The organism is Flavobacterium celericrescens, from assembly GCF_011392075.1.
Lineage (GTDB): Bacteria > Bacteroidota > Bacteroidia > Flavobacteriales > Flavobacteriaceae > Flavobacterium > Flavobacterium celericrescens.
Window position 1 is genome coordinate 348677 of record NZ_JAAJBV010000002.1, and the last position, 22620, is coordinate 371296.

Below are 22620 nucleotides of genomic sequence, written 5' to 3' on the forward strand. Positions count from 1 at the left end.
ATTTATAACTTAAAATCTTTTTTGATTTCTTTAATTGCTAAATCAATTCTGTCTTTTAAAGATTTATAAACTTCTTTAATTTCTTTTCGTTTTCCTTCAGCTTTTGCCCATGTCATAATCTGAATATTTTCTTCATAAGCCATATCCATCCCTAGCAAATCTAATGTTGGTTTAATTTTATGACACGCAGAGTAAGTTCTTGTATAATCTTTTTCTTCAATAGCAGTCTTAATAGACTTCATTTCGGCTGGTACTTCTTCTAAAAACAAAGTAACAATTTGCAAGGCAAATTCAGTATCATTTTCTGATATTTCATACACTTTTGCTAAATTATACTGTAGCGCCATATTACTTAATTTGAATTTTAAACATCGATTTATTTTCAATAAAACCCTCTAAAACATCACCTTCAGTAACTTTAGCAACACCTTTAGGAGTACCCGTAAAAATAATATCTCCTTTTTTTAAAGTAAAATATTGTGAAACATAAGCAACTAGCTCATCAATTTTCCACAACATTAAATCTGTGTTACCAACTTGTACTGATTTTCCATTTGATTTTAACTCAAAGTTAATATTTTCTACAGAAGAAAAATCTTTTTTCGATAAAAAGGCACCAATTACCGCTGAATGGTCGAATGACTTCGCTTTTTCCCACGGCAAACCTTTTTCTTTTAACTTAGCCTGAACATCTCTTGCAGTAAAATCGATTCCTAAACCAATTTCGTCATAATACTTATGCGCAAATTTTGCATCAATATATTTTCCTACCTTACATATTTTTACCAAAATTTCTACTTCATGATGCACATCATCACTAAAAGCAGGTATGACGAATGGTGTTTTTTTTGGTAGAACCGCAGTATCTGGTTTCATGAAAATTACAGGTTCTGTAGGCTTTTCATTGTTTAATTCCGAAATATGGTCAACATAATTGCGACCGATGCAGATTATTTTCATAGTTCTAGTGATTAGTAAATAGTGAAAAGTAATCAGCGACTATTCACTAATTACTTTTCACTAATCACTCTATTTAGTATTTAACTTTCTTAATTTAATTCCTGTTAAAACTTTCTTGGTGTATAACGGAAAATCAGCATTTTGAATCCAACCAAAATAACCTGGCTCTTTATCAAAAACATCGTCTACCAAAGCACCTTTGTGTTTTCCGAAGGTAAAAATTTCTTTTCCCTCATTATTTAAAGCAATAAATCCAGCAAAATCAACTGATTTTTTACGAGTTGTAAATTCAGATAACGATTTCATATCGTTTTCTAAATTTTCATATCTGTCTAATTGAGATTTTAAGATTTCATACGTTGCCATCGTATCGGCTTCAGCACTGTGAGCATTTTCTAAACTTTGCCCGCAATAAAATTTGTATGCAGCACTCAAAGTACGCTCTTCCATTTTATGAAAAATAGTTTGTACATCTACAGAAACTCGGTTTTTCATATCAAAATCGACTTCTGCACGTAATAATTCTTCAGCTAAAAGTGGAATATCAAATCTATCCGAATTAAATCCAGCCAAATCAGAATCTTTAATCATATTATGAACTTGAGAAGCTAATTCTTTGAAAGTTGGTTCATTAGCAACTTTTTCATCCGTAATTCCATGTACCGCTGTAGTTTGTGGCGGAATTGGAATCGTTGGATTTACCAACCAAGTTTTACTTTCTTTATTTCCGTTTGGATATACTTTAAATATTGAGATTTCTACGATTCGGTCTCTTGCTACATCAATTCCAGTAGTTTCAAGATCGAAAAAGCAGATTGGGCGTGTTAATTTTAATTCCATAGCGATTTTATATCCTACAAAGATAATTGAAGATTTTTTTATTTACTAATTCTTGAAAATTTATAGTAAATAATTAATTCGGCAACCAATAAATTAAAGGTCCAACCTGACCAAGCTGCAATCCTGTATGCGTCCATTGGCAAAGGTTCAAAAAAGAAAACCAATAGATATTTGAATAATCGAAGTGAAATTGCCGATAATGTCAATGCAAAACTTCGAATGGCAAATTTTTGATGCTGAATTATCTCTTTTTTCAAAATGAAATACAATGATAGAAACGTAAATAATATCCAAAAAGTAGACAATAATAAAAAAGAAACTTGTGCAAACATACCGCCATTTGCATAATATGACATTACCAATCCGCTTGGCCCAGAAAATAACAACAGAATTCCAACGTATACTCTGCCTGAAATTCGATGTAATTTCATGTGCTTTTTTTGGATGTAATTTGAAAACTGCAATGCTCCAAAAAACATTAAAAATATACTTGTGTACACATGCGTAAAAAAAGCAATTTTGTAATGATTTAGAACAATTACTTCTTGTTTAATTCGCAAAAAAGCTACATCTGTATGATAAGGAATATATTGAAGCGTTATCAATAAAAGTAGATATGAAAAATAAATATATCCAATCCACAAAAGATATTTTGAATATTTAATCCACATTATCTTCCAAAAGTATCATAGTATTCTTCCGCATTTTTCTCATAGCGAAGTAGCAAATCGATGTTTTCCTTTTCGATTTCGGTTAATTCATCTTTAACATCTCCAAAAACAGGCATATACCAATTAAATTGCTCAAAATACATTCGCAATTGCTTATCGCGAAAAGCAAATCCATGACGTGCAAAAATGGAATTTCTAAGAATAAAAATATCGGCTTTTGATAAATTGGAAACAAAATCAGTCGTTAGCACTTCATTTGAAGCATTTTTTTCAAACAACTTTTCTGTAGTTGCATAATATTCATTATCAATATATTCTTCAACTTTTCCATCAACGGTGTCAGTTGCATAAACATATTCTTTTGATTTGTCTGTGTCAAAAAAAGTTACATCTAATTCTTGTGCTTTATCATAAACAAAAAGTTTCTTTTTTAAATCAAAATTTCGCTTATAAATCTTTAATTCAGACTGTGAATATGCTTCCCAATTTCCTTTTAAAATAGAATCTGTTTTTCTTATTTCTATAATAAACTTTCCGTCAGTTTTTGTTTTTTTGAACTCATCAACTTCCATTGTAAAACCAGAAGTGTTTTCGGATAACAAACCTTTGAACGGACTAATATTTCCAGCAGAAATCGAATGTCCTATAATAGAATCACCTTTAATTTCATCTATCGAAAATGTGATTTTTCTTGTAATTAAATTGGAATACGATTCATTTCCATAAATTGTATCCATTTCTTCATCCGATAAATTGGCATCAAAATCACCTACCCAATAACCTAACAAATCTTCTTTTGTGTTTACAACCAAACTATTACTAACCTTTGGTTCTGTAAATTGGATATCTTCAAAATCTTGTTCAGCAACAAATTTTACATCGTTTTTAATCGCTTCCCTACATCCGAATAAAGAAGAAATAAGCAATAATCCTATTAATTTAAATTTCATATTTTGAATACTATTTCGATGTTAACTGCGCTCTATACATTTCAATATTTGCTTTTACTTTTGGATCCAATTCTGGCTCAGTAATATCTTTTAAATTTTCTAATGCTTCCCAAATCACTTTAGCTACAATATATCTCGCAACACCTTTATCATCAGCAGGAACTATATACCAAGGAGCAAAATCGGTTGATGTTTTATTAATAGCTTCTTCATAATATTTCATGTAATCGTCCCAATGTTCGCGCTCTTTTAAATCGCCTGCACTAAATTTCCAATTATCTTCAGGATTTTCTAATCGTTTTAACAAGCGTTCTCGTTGTTCTTCTTTACTCATATGAAAATAAAATTTCAAAATTTTAGTTCCATTTTGCGAAATATGCTTTTCAAAATTTATAATTTGTTCCATTCGATTTTCCCAAAACTGAGGCGTGATGTCTTCAACTTTTTCAATTCCTGGCAAATTTTCAAACAAAATATATTCGGGATGCACTCGCGTTACCAATACATTTTCATAATGTGTGCGATTGAAAACTGCGAATTTCCCTTTTTCAGGCAAAGCTAAATAATGACGCCATAAATAATCGTGTTCTAATTCGGTTGAATTGGGTGTTTTAAAACTATGCACCACTACTCCACGCGGATTAAATTCTTTGAAAACTTCTCTAATCAAGCTATCTTTTCCGCTAGTATCCATACCTTGTAAGCAAATCAAAAAAGCATGACGGTTGTGCGCATACATGGCATCTTGCTTTTTAGAAAGTTTTTTCTGAATTTTATCTAAAGCTAATTCTTCTTGATCTTTATCGGTATCAATTGGCAACTTTGTAGTAAAATCAGTCAATTTAACGGCTCCTTTTACCTTAAAATCTTCAATATTTATATTTTCCATTCTAATTTCAATTTAATAATTGTAAAAATAGTAATTTTAGATGCTATTTAAAGCTTTTAAACCCAAAACACATTTGTAAAAATATGGAAAAATTTCAACTTCAAATCTTTTTAAATATTATCGGAATTGGTTCAGCTTCTGGAATCTTATTTCACAACAATTCATTATTCATTATTTCTGACAACAGCTCCTATTTATATGAATATACAATTGATTCAGAAGAGCTACATAAAATTGCTTTAGTAGAAAACCCAAAAGAAAATATTGCTAAAAAAGAAAAATACGATTTTGAATCTATTACTAAAAATGGAAATAAACTTTATATTTTCGGTTCGGGTTCTACAAATAATAGAAATCAAATGATGACTTTTTATTTGGAGACCCAAAAAACAAAAAATAGAGATTTGAGTGAATTATATGTTCAACTTCGTACGGTGGCTGATTTAAAAGAGGACGAACTAAATATTGAAGGCAGCATTAGTATTGAAAAAACAATGTATTTATTTCAAAGAGGCAATGGTTCACAGTCTAAAAACGGCATATTTGTTGTTGAAAATGACAAAACACAACCGATTAAATTCCATCCCATTTCACTTCCAAAAATTGAAAACGTAGAAACCACTTTTACGGATGCCATCAAGGTTCAAGACAAAATTTACTTTCTTGCTTCTGCAGAAGATACAAACTCAACTTATTTAGATGGAGAAGTTTTAGGTTCATTAGTGGGTGTTTTAAATCTAGAAACATTTGAAGTTGAAAAAACAATAATTATTTCAGACAAGCATAAATTTGAAGGCATCACACTTTACAAGGAATCTGAAACCGAATTAAATTTCTTATTATGTGAAGACAATGATACAGAAGTTTTAGAAGCAACTATATATAAATTGACATTAACTAAATAATTTTTACTTCCCTCCCAACCTTTTGTGAAATTTTATGCTCTATATAAAAAAGCAAGTTTACCAATGGATGTAAAACACATACAAGGCTGCCGAAAACAACACCGCGAAGCACAACGCTTGGTGTATGAAACTATGGCGCCAAAACTCTATCGTTTGTGTAAACGGTATTTAAAAAAGGAGGAAGAAATTGAAGAAGTATTGGCCGATGCTTTTTTTACCATATTCACAAAAATAGAACAACTAAAAGAAGACTTGGCTTTTGAAGCTTGGGCACGAAAAATAACGGTGAACAATTGCCTTTTACAGATTAAAAAGAACATCAACTTTAATTTGTATTTAGAAGATGTGAGCTACAATTCGCAACCCTTAGCCGACGAAGTTACTGATTTAGAGGAAGAAGATTTGCTCAATTTACTGAATTACATTCCCGATGGATGCCAAACGATTTTTAATTTGTTTGTGATTGAAGGCTATTCGCACAAAGAAATTGCAGAACAATTAGGTATTAGCGAAGGCACATCAAAATCGCAATTGAATGCGGCGAAAAGTAAATTAAAAGAATTGGTAAGAACTTTTTATTATCAAAAAGCAAAATAGTCATGGGAACAGAAGAAAAATTATATAAAAAAATACAACAAGCTGCCGAAAACGCAGAGCAAAAAGACTTTCCAAGCATGGAGAAAATTTGGGCGCGCGTGGAAGACAAAATGAAAACACAAACGCTTCAAAAAGAGAAACACTTGTGGAAAAAATTAGCGGTAGCAGCATCAGTAGTTTTGGTAGGAACGTTAGCCTTTTTCTTACTACAAGAAAATGAAACTGTCATTATTCCAGAAAACACAATTACTACGATTGATTCATCAAAAAACAATATTCCAACACCAGAATCAAAAAATGAATTAGTAAATGCAAATCCAGAAATTAAAAAAGAGGCTGAGCAAATTTTACAACAACAAATTGTAATTCAAAATAACATTGTAATCAACGATACTATCAATTACAAATCGAAAAAAGAAGTCCAACTTTCGACTCCAATTGCAATGGAAGAAGTTGACGAACTTGCTAAAACAAGTTTTGCACCAAATAACAGAAATGATATTTCAAATTCAGCTTCGGTTAATAATTCTGGTTATTTAGCAAAAGGAAGACGTTATGATGCTGTAAGTGTAATATCTGCTGAAGCAATCCAAGAAAATGACAAAAAAACAGCCAATGATGACTTAGTTCTTATTGATGGAAAATTGAGTAAAAAATCACCAAAAAATATTTCAAATGCAGATTATGAATCTGTTATTGAGCTTAAAAATCCATTATACTATATTAACGGAGTTGCTTATACAGAAGAAGAATTATATGGTGAAAATCCAACTAGCCCATATGCACCATTGAGCAAACAAAATATTGATACCATAGTTGTTTTACAACCTGAAAGAGCAATTCCAATTTATGGTGATAAAGGAAAAAATGGAGTTATTATAATTACGATTAAGAAATAGTAAAATCAAAAACAAGGACAATTTCAAAAATTTAATTATGAAAGCATTACTAAATTTATTTATTTTTTTATTCACAATAACAACTGTATTCGCTCAAGAAACAACTGATAATTCTCCTTTAATAGTTGTTAATGGAAATATTCTTCATAAAGATGTTCTTGAAGCAATTGATCCAAAAAACATCGAATCTGTAAATGTTTTAAAAGACAAAGCGGCAACTGCAGTTTATGGCCAAAGTGCGAAAAATGGTGTCATTCTAATTACTACAAAAGATATTTCAAAACGAGAATTGAAGAAATTATATAAAAAATATTCGGCAGAAAATTCAATAAACAAAGAAACTGACGTTTTTAAAATTTCTGGAACCGTTTACGATTGTGAAAAATTAGAACTTTCAGGTGTATACATTAAAAATCTAAACTCAAAAGCTGAAACACAAACCGATATTGATGGAAAATTTTCAATTGAAGTTAAAATAAATGATATTTTAGAGATTTCCTTTTTACAATTTAAATCACAAAAAATAAAAATTGAAAACAAAGAAAACCTTATTGTTAATCTCAAAGCAGAACAGCAAATTATACTGGAAAAACCAGTAATCTATCTTTATCCAACAGAAAAAAAAGCAATTGATATAAAACTCGATTTAAAAGGAGAATTGTTAACTACATTTCCAAAATACGATAAAAGCTGGGAAGTAATTGCAGAACCAAACGGACAAATTTTTGATAAAAAAACCAATCGTTATTACAGTTCGTTATTTTGGGATGGAACAATTGATTTTCCTTCAGCGCATTACAAATATGATGATGGTTTTATAGTTTCAAAAGATAATTTAACTGAATTTTTAATCAAAAAATTAGATCATATTGGTTTAAACAATCAAGAAACAAATGATTTTATTCAGTATTGGTTACCCATTTTAGAACGAAATAAATACAACTTTATTCACTTTTTAGTCAATGAAGAATGTAACGAAATTGCAACTTTAAACGTCAATCCAAAACCAGAAACTAGCATTAGAATCTACATGGAATTTTATGGTTTAGAGAACAGAACTATAATCAAAGAACAACAACTTCCAAAAACCGAAAGAAAAGGTTTTACACTTGTAGAATGGGGAGGAGCAGATGTTTCATCAAAAATTAGAGAAAATGAGTTTTAAATTATTCTTTTTACTTTTTCTTACTGCTTTTGGAATTCAAGCACAAGAAAAAAAACAAAACGACACGATTAAAATCGAAATCAATTCAAACACAAAAACCATATACGTTTTAGGCGGAATTGCTTCTGTAATCACTAAAGAAGATTTAGCTTTTGCTAAAAAACACAATATTCAATTTCATGATTTTGGTTGCATTGCTCCTACTAATTTTGAAGAATATGAAGTTAAAAACGAATTAGTTTTTGAATATCTAAACAAAACTTATGGAAAACAATGGCAAAAAGATATTAAAGCTAATGTTTTAGGTTTTGAAAAGTGGAAAAATAAAGAAATATAAAAAAAGCTCCTGTTGGAGCTTTTATTCTTATTTATAAATCTTACTTCTCAATTTCTTTCAATGAATCCATTTTCTTGTGCGCCAAGAAACCTTTGATATCTTCAAAATGTTCCTTAACACGTTTGTGACCAAATTCAAATACTTTTTCGGCCAAACCATCTAAGAAATCTCTATCATGTGAAACTAAGATTAAAGTTCCATCAAAATCACGTAAAGCATCCTTTATGATATCTTTCGTTTTCATATCTAAATGGTTAGATGGCTCATCAAGAATTAGAAGATTCACTGGTTCTAACAATAATTTAATCATTGCTAAACGCGTTTTTTCTCCTCCAGAAAGTACTTTCACTTTCTTTTGAATATCATCACCTTGAAACATAAATGCTCCCAAAATATTTTTGATTTGCGTACGAACATCTCCAACAGCAATTCTATCAATCGTTTCAAAAATAGTCGCATTTTCGTCTAATTGAGCGGCTTGATTTTGAGCAAAATAGCCAATTTGTGCGTTGTGACCAATTTCTACCGAACCACCATTAATTTCAATTTCTTTCATGATGGCTTTAATCATGGTCGATTTTCCTTCACCATTTTTACCCACGAAAGCTACTTTTTGTCCACGTTCGATAACTAAATTCGCATCTTTAAAAATCAAATGATCACCATACGATTTTTCTAAATCTTTAACAATTACAGGATATTGACCTGAACGTGCTGATGGTGGAAATTTTAACTTTAATGCCGAATTATCAATTTCGTCCACTTCAATAGGAACAATTTTTTCTAACATTCTAACACGTGATTGCACTTGCTCGGTTTTAGAAAATGTTCCTCTAAAACGTTCAATAAAAGCTTGATTGTCGGCAATGAATTTTTGCTGTTCTTCGTATGCTTTTTGCTGGTGAACGCGTCTATCTTTTCGTAATTCTAAATAGTGTGAATATTTAGCTTTGTAATCATAAATTCTTCCCATTGTTACTTCGATGGTACGATTTGTAATGTTGTCCACAAATGCTCTATCGTGCGAAATAACCATCACTGCTTTGGCTTGCGTAATCAAAAATTCTTCCAACCATTCGATACTATCCATATCCAAGTGATTGGTTGGCTCATCCAAAAGAATTAAATCAGGTTTTGTTAAAAGTATTTTCGCTAATTCAATACGCATTCTCCAACCGCCTGAAAATTCTTTTGTTGGGCGATTAAAATCTTCTCTTTCAAACCCTAATCCTTTTAATATTTTTTCAACTTCGGCTTCATAATTTACTTCTTCAATTGAATAATATTTTTCAGATAATTCCGAAACTTTTTCAATCAATTTCATGTACTCATCACTTTCATAATCAGTACGAACAGTTAATTGCTCGTTGATTTCATCAATTTCTTTTTTCATGTTCAACACCGAAGCAAATGCTTTTGATGTTTCTTCCATCACAGTACAATTATCTTCCGTTAACAAATGTTGCGGCAAATAAGCAATAACAGCATCACTTGGCGCCGAAATAACACCACGAGTTGGTTTATTTACTCCAGCAACAATTTTCAAAAGCGTAGATTTTCCTGCTCCATTTTTACCCATAAGGGCAATTTTATCAGTTTCATTGATGGCAAAAGTTACTTCGCTAAAAAGAGTGGTTCCGCCAAATTCTACGGCAATGTCGTTTACTGTAATCATTTTTTAAAGTAAAAAGTTAGAAGTAAAAAGTTAAAAGTCTTTTTACTGAAATTTTTGAAAGGTGCAAAGATAGATTAAATAGTGAATTTGGCAATTAACAATATGGTAATTGAAAAGAAATCTAATATTATTTCAACAAAGCTTTTAACTCACGTCGAAAATCGAGATTATCAGTTATTCCGATATGATCTTCATCTACCAACGTAAATAATAAATCCTCACTTTTAATTATTTGTTTTAATCTAATAGCGTTTTCAAGCGAGATTATATTATCCTTGTCACCATGAAAAATATAAATAGGTGCTTTAACTGTAGTAATATATTTATTCGTCTCAAATTTGAATTTTTTAAAAGAATCTGGAAAATATGGAACTCTACTTTTTGTAAATTCAGAAAAGTTATAAAATGGGGCTATTAAAAAAAGAGCATCAATTTTATTTTGAGCTGCCAACTGAGTTGCAATTCCTGTTCCTATCGAATAACCCGTGATAAATATTTTTTTATTTTGATACGATTTTGAAATTTTTTTAAAAACTAAATTAGCATCATTCATTACTTGAGCTTCATTTTCAATTACTCCTTCACTTTTTCCATAACCTCTATAATCAAGAATAAAAACATCATATCCTAAACTGGTATATGTTTCTGAAATAGAACCCCAGCCACTTAAATTTCCAGCATTTCCATGCAAAAAAAAGACCAGCCCTTTTGAGTTAATAGACTTGAAAAGAAGTCCGTTTAGTTTTACACCATCATAGGATTCAATGTAAACTTCATCAAAGTCATCTTGATAGTTAAATTCATAATCACTTGACAATTTAGAATTAACAAAGACTAACTCAGCTTGATTAAAATAAATATAACAAAAATAAAGCAAATAAATTCCTCCAAAAAAACTGAATAAAGAAATCATAAGAAATCGTAATAACCTCATTTGGAATTGCTTTTATTATTTTTATTTTATCAATCTTCCATTTCGAAGAATAATGGTTCAATCATTATTCTGTCGGCTAAAACTTCTACTCTTTCTGTGATTTGTGAGCAGAAAAACAAACGTTGTGTTTTTTCAGCACTCATTGAAAGTCTATGAATAATTGCGTCTTCTCTTTTGCGTAACATTTCTTCTACATCATCAACCACAAACATCTTAATTGTGGTCATATTAAAACCAGCTGAAGAAAACATTTCATTGATGCGAATTGGTGTTCCAATTAAAACATCTATTCCTAATGAAATTTGATTCTTATCATAATCGATATCTCCTTTTTCGTGCGCTCCAAAAACTCTTAAGTTATTATAACGGTTTAATTTCTTAAAAGTTTCAACTGCTTCAAGTACTTTTTCTTTGTCCTGAACCAAAACCAAAGCACGAGTACTTTCTCCTACTGGTTTTTCCATACGCTGAATAACATTCATCAAAATAGTTGTTGTTTTTCCGCTCTTTTTTGGAGATTGAATAACTGCATCGGCACCACTTTTTATAGTTGAAAAAGTTTCTTGTTGCATTTCATTTGCCTCGATTAAATTATTTTCAATCAGTGCATTTTGAAGATTTGGATTTATTTTTTTTAACTGCATTTTTTTTTGTAATTAGTGAATAGTGAATAGTAATTAGCAAACTATTCACTAATTACTATTCACTATTCACTTGATATTATTTACTTGCAAACAATTGTACGTCTTGTTCTGAAATTTCGCTTCCTCCTAAAATAATTAAGCGCTCTACTACATTGCGTAATTCTCGAATATTTCCAGTCCAATCATATTCTTGTAATAATTTGATGGCTGATTTTGAGAACGATTTTGGCGAAGTTCCTTGTTCGGAAGCAATCTTAGCCGCAAAATGCTCAATTAATTCTGGAATATCGTCTCTTCTATCATTTAAAGCTGGAACTTTGATTAAAATAACCGCCAAACGATGATACAAATCTTCTCTGAATCTTCCTTCTTCGATTTCCTTTTTTAAATCTTTATTCGTTGCAGCAACTACACGAACATTAACTTTAATGTCTTTATCAGCTCCAACTCGTTGAATTAAATTTTCTTGCAAAGCACGTAAAACTTTAGCTTGAGCCGATAAACTCATATCACCAATTTCATCTAAGAAAATGGTTCCACCATCTGCAGCTTCAAATTTTCCTGCTCTATCCTTTACCGCTGAAGTAAAAGCGCCTTTTACATGACCAAATAATTCGCTTTCAATTAATTCAGATGGAATTGCTGCACAATTCACCTCGATAATTGGAGCCGATGAACGTTCGCTTTTTTCGTGTAATTGATGTGCAACTAATTCTTTCCCCGTTCCATTTGGACCGGTAATTAAAACTCTGGCATCGGTTGGTGCTACTTTATCAATCATTGTTTTAATATGATTGATGGCTTCGCTATTTCCAATCATTTCGTAGTTTTTTGAAACTTTCTTTTTTAAGATTTTATTCTCAACTACAAGCTGTTTTCTATCTAACGCATTACGAACAGTGTTCAATAATCGATTTAAGTCCGGTGGTTTTGAAATGTAATCAAATGCTCCCAAACGCATTGTATTAATGGCTGTTTCTAAATCGCCATGCCCAGAAATCATAACCATTGGAATTTCGGGTTTGATTTTTTTAACAGCTTCTAATACCTCAACACCATCCATTTTTGGCATTTTAATATCGCAAAGAATTAAGTCATAATCTTCATTTTTGACTTTCTCTACACCTTGCAAACCGTCTTCTGCTTCTTCTACTTTGTACGAATCATTTTCCTCGGAAAGTATTTTAGTTAATACTCTTCGAATTGCTGCTTCGTCTTCTATGATAAGGATTTTACTCATTCTTTTTAGTTTAAAAGGTGAGAGTTTAAAAGTTTAAAAGGAAAAAACTCTTAAACTTTTAAACATATAAACTCTTAACCTCTTTTTAATATTTCAACCACTTGTATAATTCTTTCCAACTTGGTTTTTTGCCATACATTAAAATACCTACTCGGTAAATTTTTGCAGCAAACCAGACTACAAAGATAAACGTTCCATACAATAAAACTACAGAAAGTACCAATTGCCACCAGGGCACTCCAAAAGGAATTCGCATAAGCATTACAATTGGTGATGTTAATGGTATTATAGAAAAAATTGTTGCAACCGTACCATGTGGGTCGTTCATAACTGTAATAAAACCTACGTAGACACCCAACATTAGTGGCATGATAATCGGCAACAAAAATTGTTGTGAATCGGTTTCAGAATCAACAGCCGCACCAATTGCTGCATAAAATGAACTATACAGGAAATAACCTCCAATAAAAAATACCACAAAAGCAGCTAAGATTGTAGCAACGGGAATTTCATTTAAGTACATTTGAATTTTAGCCGTAAAACTCATAGCTAATTCTGCTTGCTCTGCAGACATTTGAGCTGTAGCAACAGGTTCTTGACTTTGTCCCATAAATAAAGTAGCCGCAAACATAATTACACCACCTAAAAGAATCCAAATTAAGAACTGAAGTATTCCAGCCAAAGATGTTCCTATGATTTTTCCCATCATCAATTGAAATGGCTTGACTGATGAAATAATAATTTCAATAATACGATTTGTTTTCTCTTCTATAACACTTCGCATTACCATATTTCCATAAATAATAATAAACATCATGATTAAATATCCAAAAGCAAAACCAATGAATATTTTAATCTCATTCAAATATTTAATCCCTTCTTCTCCTGAAAATTTTGCAACTTGTATGTCAGATTTGATTTTGGCTTTTTCAATTTTATCCGCATCAAACCCTAGTTTTTTTAAGTTCTCTTTATTTAATTTCGCTTCTATCGTTCCTTGTAAATGACTTAAAAATTCCATTTTAGGACTTTCGTCAGAAATATAAACTGTTTTTTGGGCTAGTTCATCAACATTTTGCACAACTGGAACATAAATTAAACCCTCGTATCCATTACTTGCTGAATCTTTTGCTTTTTCAATTGGCATTGAAGATAAATCAATGTAAAGTATGTCTTTGTTGCTTTTTAAATCGTTTACAAATACTTTAGCAGTATCATGAACACCAATTTTTTTAATTTCACCTTTATTTACACTAGATAAATAAGCAATTAAAAAAGTCATTCCAACTATTAATAATGGCCCTAAAAATGTCATTACTATAAATGATTTATTACGCACTTTGGCAATAAATTCTCTTTTTATAATTAAAGATAATATACTCATGATTATTTGCTTACAGTTTGAATAAAAATATCGTTTACACTTGGAATTTTTTCAACAAAATGCGTTACTTGTCCAAATTGTGTCAAAATAGAAAGTAATTCATTTGAACTGTGTTCGCCCAATTGTACTTCTAACTTTAAATCGTCATTTAGTGATTTAAAATTAGTTTGCCCAATTGTAAACTTTTGTGTTAAATGCACCATCAATCCTTCAATATTATTGGTTAACACGCCTACTTCAAAAGTATTTGAACGGTGTTGACGTTTTACATCTTCCAACTTACCTTCAATTAATTTATTTGATTTGTGAATCAAAGCAATATAATCACACATTTCTTCAACTGATTCCATTCGGTGTGTTGAAAAAATGATCGAAGTTCCTTTTTTGTTCAATTCAATGATTTCGTCTTTTATCAAATTGGCATTTACAGGATCAAATCCTGAAAAAGGTTCGTCAAGAATCAATAGTTTTGGTTGGTGCAAAATGGTTACGATAAACTGAATTTTTTGCGCCATACCTTTAGAAAGCTCTTGAATTTTTTTATCCCACCAACCTTGAATTTCAAACTTTTCAAACCAATATTTTAACTGCTTTTTAGCTTCTTCATGTGGCATTCCTTTTAATTGCGCCAAGTACAAGCATTGTTCTCCTACTTTCATGGTTTTATACAAACCGCGTTCTTCTGGCATATAACCAATATATTGCACGTGTTCAGGCTTTAACTTTTCACCATCTAACAAAACTACTCCACTATCTGGCATTGTAATTTGATTAATGATTCGAATAAGAGATGTTTTTCCAGCTCCATTTGGACCAAGCAGTCCATAAATACTTCCTTTTGGAACTTGCAACGAAACATTATTAAGCGCAGTATAATTACCATATTGCTTAACCACATTTTGTACTTCAAGAATATTACTCATAGTAAAGGTAAATTTGTTTGTTTAGTTAGTAGTATAAAACTGTATTTTGTTACAAAAAAAACCCACCCTTTATTGCTAAAGGATGGGAAAAATTGCTATGAAAAAGAAAAACTCACTCTCCTAAGAAAGTGAGTTTCAAATGTATTAAATTATATTTAATTATGAAAACATATCTTTAACTTTTTCAAAAAAAGATTTATCTGATTTTTCTGGTTTCGGAATAAAGTTTTCATCTGTAAGCATTTTCTCAAAAAATTGCTTCTGTTCTTTACTTAAAGTCTTTGGTGTCCAAACATTTACATGTACCAACAAATCCCCATTTCCGTATGAATTTAAACTCGGAATTCCTTTCCCTTTTAGGCGTAAAATTTTGCCTGATTGGATACCTTCTTCCAACTTAATTCGTACTTTTCCTGAAACAGTTTCAATGTCTTTTGAAGCACCTAAAGCGGCTTCTGCAACACTGATATATAAATCATAATGTAAATTTTCGCCTTCACGTTTTAAGAATTCATGTTCGATTTCTTCGATAGCTACAATTAAATCACCTGGAATACTATTACTTCCTGGCGCTTCATTACCTTTATTAGCCACTTTTAACTGCATTCCGTCAACAACTCCTGCAGGAATTTTGATAGAAACTGTATCGTCCTCTAACAACATCCCTTGTGCATCTGCTCCTGCTGGTTTTTGATCTAAAATTTGACCAGAACCACTACAAATATGACATGTAGTAGCTGTTTGCATTCTACCTAAAATAGTATTAGCAACTTTCATGATTTGTCCAGAACCGTTACAAGTTGGACAAGTTCTGTATGTTACACCTTTGGCTTGAACTTTACGTTTTACTTTGACTTTCTTTTCAACACCATTAGCAATTTCTTCCAAAGTTAATTTTACTTTGATGCGAAGATTGCTTCCTTTTACTCTACGTTGACCTCCGCCACCGCCAAATCCAGAAAATCCGCCACCGCCAAATGCACCGCCAAAAATATCACCAAACTGACTGAAAATATCATCCATGTTCATGTGATGACCACCGCCAAATCCACCACCATCAAAAGCTTGGTGACCATATTGGTCGTATTTTGCTTTTTTATTGGCATCGCTTAAAACTTCATAAGCTTCGGCAGCCTCTTTGAATTTTTCTTCTGCTTCTTTGTTACCTGGATTTTTGTCAGGATGAAACTCGATTGCTTTCTTACGATATGCTTTCTTTATTTCTTCGGCTGTAGCATTTTTTGAAATGCCTAATATTTCGTAAAAATCTTTTTTCATTATATCTTATATTATAAATGTAGAAAAAGACAAGTCATGACTTGTCTCTACGATAAAATTATTGTCCAATTACAACTTTAGGGAAACGAATAATTTTGTCTCCTAATTTGTAACCTTTTTCAATTACATCAACAATTTTACCTTTTAACTTATCGTTTGGTGCTGGAATTTGCGTAATAGCTTCAGCGAAATCTGCGTTAAAAGCATCTCCTACTCTAACTTCTACTTCTTCTAAACCTTTAGATACTAAAGTACTTCTTAATTTATCATGAATTAATTGCACACCTGTTACCAAAGCTTCATCATCAGATTTAGAGACTTGTGCCCAAGCTCTGTCGAAATCATCTAAAACAGGCAACATCGCTTGTAAAACTTCTTGATTAGCTGTTTTAAACAAATCGATACGCTCTTTAGCTGTTCTTCTTTTATAATTTTCGAATTCAGCAAAAAGACGCAAAAATTTATCCTTCTCGTTACTCAATTCTTCTTGCAATTGCTCTTCTACCGTTAATTCTGGTGTTGGAATTCCTTGATTTTCTGAAACATTTTCTTCACTAATGTTATCCTTTTCGATGTTTTCAGTACTTTCTTGACTCATATTTTTGAATATTTTTTTAAACATTTTTACTTTAGTAAATGGGATTGCAAATGTATTGCCAAATGTTTAAAAATGTCAAATTGTCAGGAAAAAAATATTTATAAAAGTTTATTTTAACAAATCATTCAGCGCTTTGTCTAAAGAAGCAAATTTGAATTGAAAGTTTTCATCCAATAATTTTCTGCAACTTACATGCTGACTTGAAAATAAAATTTCGTGCATTTCGCCAAGTATAATTTTCATAATAAACTTTGGGATATTTGGTAAAAATAATGGCTTTTCTAATGTTTTAGCAATTGCTTTTGTGAGCTCTGCATTTGAAACTGGATAAGGAGAAACACCATTGTAAATCCCAGACAACTCATTTTTGATTACATGATAAAAAACAGCTGCTAAATCATGAATATGAATCCAAGATTGATATTGTTCCCCCGAACCAAAAGCTGCTCCAACTCCATATTTAATAGGCTTTACCATTTCTTGTAAAGCACCACCATTTTTAGAAAGAACGATTCCAATTCTAATTTTTGAAACAGCTATTTCTAATTTTTGAAACTGGTTGACTTCGTTTTCCCATAGTTTTACAACGTTTCCAAGAAAAGAAACATCAACATCCAAGTCGGTTTCATGATAAATATTGGTTAAACTATCTGGATAGATTCCTACAGCTGAAGCCGAAACGATTTGCTTAACTTGATTTGGTGTTTTTTGAAGTGTTTGAAATAACAATCGAGTTGAGAGTACACGACTTTCAATAATTTCTTCTTTGTAAGATTTTGTCCATTTTTTAGCCACATTTGCTCCAGCTAAATGCACAATTACTTCAACATCTGTTAACGAAGCTGTATCTATTTCAGCTGTTTTTGGATTCCAATAAAACCCTTTATAATTAGCATTAGAAACTAATTTATTCTTTGAAGTAGATAAATAATGAACACTATGCCCGTTTTGCAATAACAAGCTCACTAATTCTTGCCCTACTAATCCTGTTGCACCTGTAATTAAAATGGTCATTTTCTTTTTCCTTTTTCTCAAAGTTACAATCAAAAACAGAACAATGAAAGTAAATTAACGTATGTTTAGGATTAGTTGGAAGTTTTAACCTCTTACCTTAATAGTCCACTCAAATTGCATTTCAGAAACTTGTTCGCCTTTTTCATTCTTACCTATTGAAGTTAACCAAATAGTCTGTCCTTCCTTGGTATCGATAGCATGTTGAATAGTTTCTTTTATTGCATTACCTTGATTACAAGTGAAAGTAATTCTCCCAGTTGCTTTTTTAGTAAAGACGCTTTTATTTTGAGCCACTAACATCGAAATGTTTTTCTTGCTCTCTTTTATTTGATACATTACTAAAGCACCAGTAGTAAACTCAGCCGCCATAGCTTGTACTGCAAAATACATAGAATTAAACGGATTTTGATTAAACCAACGATGCTTTACCGTTACTTCACAAACTTCTGGTGAAATTGACTTAACACGCACACCGCTCCAAAAAGCAGAAGGCAGTTTAAAAAAAGTAAAAAGATTAAGTTTTGCAGGTGTAAACTCCATAATTCATTGATTTATTTTGTAAAAATACAAAAAATACTATGCATTCCTACTATTTTTTAAAAACGTTAATTTTATGTTAAATATCATTACTATGCGTAACACAATACCTGCTTTTAGACTTATCTTTGTATAAGAAATTAATAGGTAATCTAATTTCAATCATCAAATCAATCATTTGCGCAAGCAAAAACAAATCAAAAAATGAACAGTTTAATTAAAAAAATCAAAAGGAATTATGAACATTGAAAACACTAAAGCGCAAATGCGAAAAGGTGTTTTAGAGTTTTGCATCTTATCTGTATTAAAAGAAAAAGACGCATATACTTCTGAAATATTAGACACGCTAAAAAACGCAAAATTACTTGTAGTGGAAGGAACAGTATATCCTTTATTAACAAGATTAAAAAACGATGGATTATTAAATTATCGTTGGGAAGAATCAACATCGGGACCACCAAGAAAATATTATGGATTAACCGAAGAAGGGAAAGATTTTTTACAAGAATTAAACGGCACTTGGAAAGAATTAGCAGATGCCGTGAACATAATAACTAGTCAAAACTAAGAGTCATGAACAAAACAATAAGTATAAATTTAGGAGGTTTTTTCTTCCATATTGATGAAGACGCCTATCAAAAATTATCGCGTTATTTTGATGCGGTGAAACGCTCTCTTGCTCCTGATGGAAGAGAAGAAATCATGAAAGATATTGAAAGTAGAATTGCAGAATTATTTCAAGAGCGCATTAAAAACGATAAACAAGTCATTGGCTTAATAGAAATTGACGCAGTAATTGGAATCATGGGGCAACCTGAAGATTATAAAATTGATGATGAAAAAACATCTTATCAATCAAATACTTCAACTTCATCATCAAGTAACTATTATTATCCATCGAAAAGATTGTTTAGAGATAAAGAAAATGGAATGCTTGGTGGTGTAATGGCTGGATTAGGTCACTATTTAGGAATAGATGCACTTTGGTTACGTATCATAATGGTAATTTTATTCTTTGGATTTGGTACAGGATTGTTTGTATACATTGTGTTATGGGTTTTAGTTCCTGAAGCGATTACTACCACTCAAAAACTTGAAATGAGAGGCGAACCAATTAATATATCAAATATTGAACGAAAAGTAAAGGAAGGAATTGATGATATTTCTTCAAAAATAAGCAATATTGATCATCAAAAAATTGCAAGTACAGCAAAATCAGGAGCTGAAAAAATAGGTTCAACTTTTGAAGAAATTTTTAAAACAATATTCAAAATATTTGCAATATTCGTAGGTGCAATCATCGTACTAGTAGCTTCATTTTCGCTTCTTGGATTTATTATTACAGGAATAGTTATGATGTTTTCTTCTACAATGCCAGACAATTATATTTTAAACAATATTCAAACGCCTATTGGATTAGAAACGCCACTTTGGGTACAAGGTATATTAGTTATTTTGGTTTTCGGAATTCCTTTTTTCTTCTTGCTTTTATTAGGATTAAAGTTATTAGTAAACAATTTAAAATCAATTGGAAATATCGCTACTTATACCCTAATTGCGCTATGGGTTATTGCTCTGGGAATTGCAATTTCATTAGGAATTAATGAAGCAACTCAAATGGCATATGAAGGAAAAGTGGTTCAAAAAGAAGAAATCATTTTAACTCCAAATGACACTTTAAACATTAAATTCAAAAATAATGATTTCTATTCAAAAAATAGTTACCATGAAACTGACTTTAAATTAACACAAGACGAAAATAAAAACGAGATCATCTATTCAAATAATGTTACCATAGAAATTATGGAAACGGATGAAATGGTGCCATATATTCAAGTAGAAAAATTAGCTCGTGGAAAATCTGCAGCTGAAGCAAATAAAAGAGCTGAAAAAATTAAATATGGATACAAAATTGAAGGAAATACATTAATTTTAGATAATTATTTAATTTCTGCTATTGAAAACAAATTTAGAGGTCAGGAAGTAGCATTGTACTTGTATTTACCAAAAGGCACATTATTTAAAACTAACAAAAACTTTGACCATTTTGATCGATCTGACAACGATTTCTTCAACTTACACTATAGTTCTTCGGATTATATATATAGAGTAGATAAAGAAAAAGTGAAATGTTTAAATTGTCCTCTTTCAGAAAATGAATATGGAGATATTGAAAACAATGAAATGGTTAACGATTCAACTTCAACAATTATTTATGACGAAAATGGTGTTCTGATAAAAAAAGAAATCAAAGAAGTAAAGGAAGAAGTTCAAAACGTAAAAATTGAAATTGATACTAAAAAAGAAACCAAAACAAAATAAAATATGAAAACTACATTCAAAATATTGGCTCTTTTCATATTAGTAGCACTAACATCATGCAACGCTAATCTTAACTTAGGTAACGGCATTGATGGAAGTGGCAATATTATTACTGAAAAAAGAACTATTGATGAAGCTTTTGACAAAATTTCGTCAAGTACTGGAGTTACGGTCATTGTGGAGCAAGGCACACCAACAGATGTTGAAGTAGAAACCGATGACAACTTAATGCAATATGTAATTACAAAGGTTGAAAACGGAACTCTAATTGTTAAAATAGAAGGAAATATAAATACTATGTCCTCTATAGATGTAAGAGTAAAAATGAATTCAATTACAGGACTAGAAGCATCAAGCGGTTCATCAATTACTTCTAAAAACACCTTGAAAGGAAATACAATTGCCGTAAAATCAAGCAGTGGAAGTGAAATTGAAGCCTTGTTAGAATATGAAAATGTAAGTTGCGAATCATCGAGCGGAAGTAATATTACTGTTTCTGGAAAAGCATTAAAACTAGAAACCGCGTCATCAAGTGGTAGCGAAATCGATGCCAAACAATTAGCAGCAAATGACGTTTTTGCTCAATCGTCAAGCGGAAGTTCAACTTCTGTAAAACCAATCGTAAAATTAGATGCAAAAGCTTCCAGTGGTAGTTCAATTTATTATGTACAAACACCTAAAACAATTAAAAAAGAAGAAACATCTGGTGGAAGTGTTGAAGGAAACTAACAAACTATAACCTATTCATTATCAAATTAATTCAGTTCATTTAACAAATAATTAGTATAAAATTAACAGCCTGAATTAATACAAAGAATTATTTTTACAGAAACAATACAACTAAACAAACTAAATTCGACTCTCATGATAAAGTTAGTTATTCAAATAATAGAATTTGTATTTACTTTTATCGCAAACTTGATAGAATCTATACTATAAATACAAAATTAAAACATCAGTACTTTCACTGGTGTTTTTTTTTATATTTGTAAAAACAAATTCGAATTAAAATGTTTAAAAAAATCCCATTTCTATTAGTTGCTTTACTAGTAACATCTTTTTCTTTGGCCCAAAAGAAAGAAAAAATTAAAGGTTCAAAAATAGTAACTGTAGCCATTAAAGAAATAAAAAGCTTTGAAAATATTGAAGTTTGCGACAATTTTGAAGTATTATTAGTTAAAGGTGATAAACCTTCTTTAGAAATAGAAGCTGATGACAATCTTCACGACATCATTAATTTTGAAGTAACAGGCAATACTTTAAGAGTAACTTCTTTAAAAGAAGCATCGGGTGTTAAAAAATTTGCCATTCGTATCAACTATTCAGATAGTTTAAAGTTAATTACTGCCAGAAATGAAGTAGAAATAAAAGCACTAGCTGATTTAGAATTAGACAATATTACTATTAAAAACTACGACAATTCAAAATCATTTTTAAATGTAAAATCAAAATATTTTGCCTTAGTTTTAGACGACAAAGCAGAAGCAGAAATTAATGTTAAAGCAGAAAGCACAAATCTTGAATTAAGCAAAAGTAGCGAACTAAAAGCGCTTGTTGCTTCTCCAGAAGTTAAAATTGATATGTATCAAAAAAGCAAGGCTACTATTGAAGGTAATGCTGCAAATGCAAAAATACGATTAGACAATAGTAGTAATTTACTAGCACAAAAATTCGTAATTGGAGATTTAGAACTAGACACCGAGAGTTATGCAAAATGTGAAGTAAATGTGAGTAAAGAAATCACTATTGAAGCTGCAGGAAAATCAGAAATTGAATTATTTGGCGAACAAAAAATTACTATAGAAAAGTTTACTAACAACACGACACTTTATAAAAAAGAAAAATAACAATTCATTAT

25 protein-coding genes are annotated in these 22620 nt (G+C 30.8%); 9 read left to right on the plus strand and 16 right to left on the minus strand.

From position 1 onward, the window contains the following. Nucleotides 1-2: 2 nt before the first annotated feature. The 6 genes from G4L40_RS04355 to G4L40_RS04380 form a co-directional block, all read right to left on the minus strand. On the minus strand, nt 3-347 hold the full coding sequence (locus tag G4L40_RS04355) for an Hpt domain-containing protein (protein ID WP_166235925.1): 345 nt from the start codon (nt 345-347) through the stop codon (nt 3-5). A 1-nt stretch (nt 348) separates the two neighbouring features. Continuing rightward, nucleotides 349-960, minus strand: a complete 612-nt coding sequence (locus G4L40_RS04360) for a fumarylacetoacetate hydrolase family protein (RefSeq protein ID WP_166235926.1) — start codon at nt 958-960, stop codon at nt 349-351. 69 nt (nt 961-1029) lie between these two features. Beyond that, nucleotides 1030-1800 carry a 3'-5' exonuclease gene (locus G4L40_RS04365; protein WP_166235927.1) on the minus strand — a complete coding sequence of 257 codons (771 nt, stop codon included), beginning with the start codon at nt 1798-1800 and terminating at the stop codon, nt 1030-1032. Nucleotides 1801-1838: 38 nt separating this feature from the next. Then, nucleotides 1839-2405, minus strand: a complete 567-nt coding sequence (locus tag G4L40_RS04370) for a DUF2306 domain-containing protein (protein WP_235922585.1) — start codon at nt 2403-2405, stop codon at nt 1839-1841. Between the two features lie 65 nt (nt 2406-2470). Then, complete coding sequence (locus tag G4L40_RS04375) at nt 2471-3421, minus strand: YARHG domain-containing protein (RefSeq protein ID WP_166235929.1); 951 nt, start codon at nt 3419-3421, stop codon at nt 2471-2473. A 10-nt stretch (nt 3422-3431) separates the two neighbouring features. Then, nucleotides 3432-4310 carry a PPK2 family polyphosphate kinase gene (locus G4L40_RS04380; protein ID WP_166235930.1) on the minus strand — a complete coding sequence of 293 codons (879 nt, stop codon included), beginning with the start codon at nt 4308-4310 and terminating at the stop codon, nt 3432-3434. 83 nt (nt 4311-4393) lie between these two features. On the opposite strand from G4L40_RS04380, the gene G4L40_RS04385 reads away from it, so the two are divergent. From G4L40_RS04385 to G4L40_RS04405, 5 genes are all read left to right on the plus strand, one after another. Continuing rightward, a complete protein-coding gene (locus tag G4L40_RS04385; protein WP_166235931.1) occupies nt 4394-5215 on the plus strand; it encodes a DUF6929 family protein in 822 nt (273 codons plus the stop codon). Nucleotides 5216-5278: 63 nt separating this feature from the next. After that, nucleotides 5279-5812, plus strand: coding sequence for an RNA polymerase sigma factor (locus tag G4L40_RS04390; protein ID WP_133607877.1), 534 nt, complete (start codon nt 5279-5281; stop codon nt 5810-5812). A gap of 2 nt (nt 5813-5814) precedes the next feature. After that, the gene (locus G4L40_RS04395) at nt 5815-6711 is read left to right on the plus strand and encodes a hypothetical protein (RefSeq protein ID WP_166235932.1); all 897 of its coding nucleotides are present in this window, start codon (nt 5815-5817) and stop codon (nt 6709-6711) included. A gap of 37 nt (nt 6712-6748) precedes the next feature. Next, a complete protein-coding gene (locus G4L40_RS04400; RefSeq protein ID WP_166235933.1) occupies nt 6749-7876 on the plus strand; it encodes a carboxypeptidase-like regulatory domain-containing protein in 1128 nt (375 codons plus the stop codon). Further along, nucleotides 7866-8213 (plus strand): FEKKY domain-containing protein, encoded by a 348-nt coding sequence (locus tag G4L40_RS04405; protein ID WP_166235934.1) that lies wholly within the window; start codon nt 7866-7868, stop codon nt 8211-8213. Before G4L40_RS04400 ends, G4L40_RS04405 begins: the two co-directional genes overlap by 11 nt. A gap of 40 nt (nt 8214-8253) precedes the next feature. Here the strand turns inward: G4L40_RS04405 and G4L40_RS04410 are convergent, their stop codons facing one another. The 10 genes from G4L40_RS04410 to G4L40_RS04455 form a co-directional block, all read right to left on the minus strand. Then, on the minus strand, nt 8254-9888 hold the full coding sequence (locus G4L40_RS04410; RefSeq protein WP_166235935.1) for an ABC-F family ATP-binding cassette domain-containing protein: 1635 nt from the start codon (nt 9886-9888) through the stop codon (nt 8254-8256). 127 nt (nt 9889-10015) lie between these two features. Next, nucleotides 10016-10705 (minus strand): alpha/beta hydrolase, encoded by a 690-nt coding sequence (locus G4L40_RS04415; RefSeq protein ID WP_235922587.1) that lies wholly within the window; start codon nt 10703-10705, stop codon nt 10016-10018. Between the two features lie 146 nt (nt 10706-10851). Beyond that, the gene (locus G4L40_RS04420; protein ID WP_166235937.1) at nt 10852-11466 is read right to left on the minus strand and encodes a DEAD/DEAH box helicase; all 615 of its coding nucleotides are present in this window, start codon (nt 11464-11466) and stop codon (nt 10852-10854) included. A gap of 76 nt (nt 11467-11542) precedes the next feature. Then, complete coding sequence (locus G4L40_RS04425) at nt 11543-12706, minus strand: sigma-54-dependent transcriptional regulator (protein ID WP_166235938.1); 1164 nt, start codon at nt 12704-12706, stop codon at nt 11543-11545. A gap of 85 nt (nt 12707-12791) precedes the next feature. After that, nucleotides 12792-14090, minus strand: coding sequence for an ABC transporter permease (locus tag G4L40_RS04430; protein ID WP_166235939.1), 1299 nt, complete (start codon nt 14088-14090; stop codon nt 12792-12794). Between the two features lie 2 nt (nt 14091-14092). After that, nucleotides 14093-15013 carry an ABC transporter ATP-binding protein gene (locus G4L40_RS04435; RefSeq protein ID WP_166235940.1) on the minus strand — a complete coding sequence of 307 codons (921 nt, stop codon included), beginning with the start codon at nt 15011-15013 and terminating at the stop codon, nt 14093-14095. A 159-nt stretch (nt 15014-15172) separates the two neighbouring features. Next, complete coding sequence (dnaJ, locus tag G4L40_RS04440) at nt 15173-16291, minus strand: molecular chaperone DnaJ (RefSeq protein WP_166235941.1); 1119 nt, start codon at nt 16289-16291, stop codon at nt 15173-15175. A 58-nt stretch (nt 16292-16349) separates the two neighbouring features. Then, on the minus strand, nt 16350-16889 hold the full coding sequence (locus G4L40_RS04445; RefSeq protein ID WP_394367761.1) for a nucleotide exchange factor GrpE: 540 nt from the start codon (nt 16887-16889) through the stop codon (nt 16350-16352). Nucleotides 16890-16997: 108 nt separating this feature from the next. Next, nucleotides 16998-17903 carry a TIGR01777 family oxidoreductase gene (locus tag G4L40_RS04450; protein ID WP_166235943.1) on the minus strand — a complete coding sequence of 302 codons (906 nt, stop codon included), beginning with the start codon at nt 17901-17903 and terminating at the stop codon, nt 16998-17000. Nucleotides 17904-17987: 84 nt separating this feature from the next. After that, nucleotides 17988-18443 carry a DUF4442 domain-containing protein gene (locus G4L40_RS04455; protein ID WP_166235944.1) on the minus strand — a complete coding sequence of 152 codons (456 nt, stop codon included), beginning with the start codon at nt 18441-18443 and terminating at the stop codon, nt 17988-17990. A 235-nt stretch (nt 18444-18678) separates the two neighbouring features. Here G4L40_RS04455 and G4L40_RS04460 point away from each other — a divergent pair, with 235 nt between their 5' ends. The 4 genes from G4L40_RS04460 to G4L40_RS04475 all read left to right on the plus strand — a co-directional run bounded on the left by G4L40_RS04460 (nt 18679) and on the right by G4L40_RS04475 (nt 22609). Continuing rightward, on the plus strand, nt 18679-19008 hold the full coding sequence (locus G4L40_RS04460) for a PadR family transcriptional regulator (protein ID WP_166235945.1): 330 nt from the start codon (nt 18679-18681) through the stop codon (nt 19006-19008). Nucleotides 19009-19013: 5 nt separating this feature from the next. Further along, a complete protein-coding gene (locus G4L40_RS04465) occupies nt 19014-20762 on the plus strand; it encodes a PspC domain-containing protein (protein ID WP_166235946.1) in 1749 nt (582 codons plus the stop codon). Between the two features lie 3 nt (nt 20763-20765). Then, nucleotides 20766-21491 carry a head GIN domain-containing protein gene (locus tag G4L40_RS04470; RefSeq protein ID WP_166235947.1) on the plus strand — a complete coding sequence of 242 codons (726 nt, stop codon included), beginning with the start codon at nt 20766-20768 and terminating at the stop codon, nt 21489-21491. 281 nt (nt 21492-21772) lie between these two features. Beyond that, nucleotides 21773-22609, plus strand: coding sequence for a GIN domain-containing protein (locus G4L40_RS04475; RefSeq protein ID WP_166235948.1), 837 nt, complete (start codon nt 21773-21775; stop codon nt 22607-22609). Nucleotides 22610-22620 lie beyond the last annotated feature (11 nt).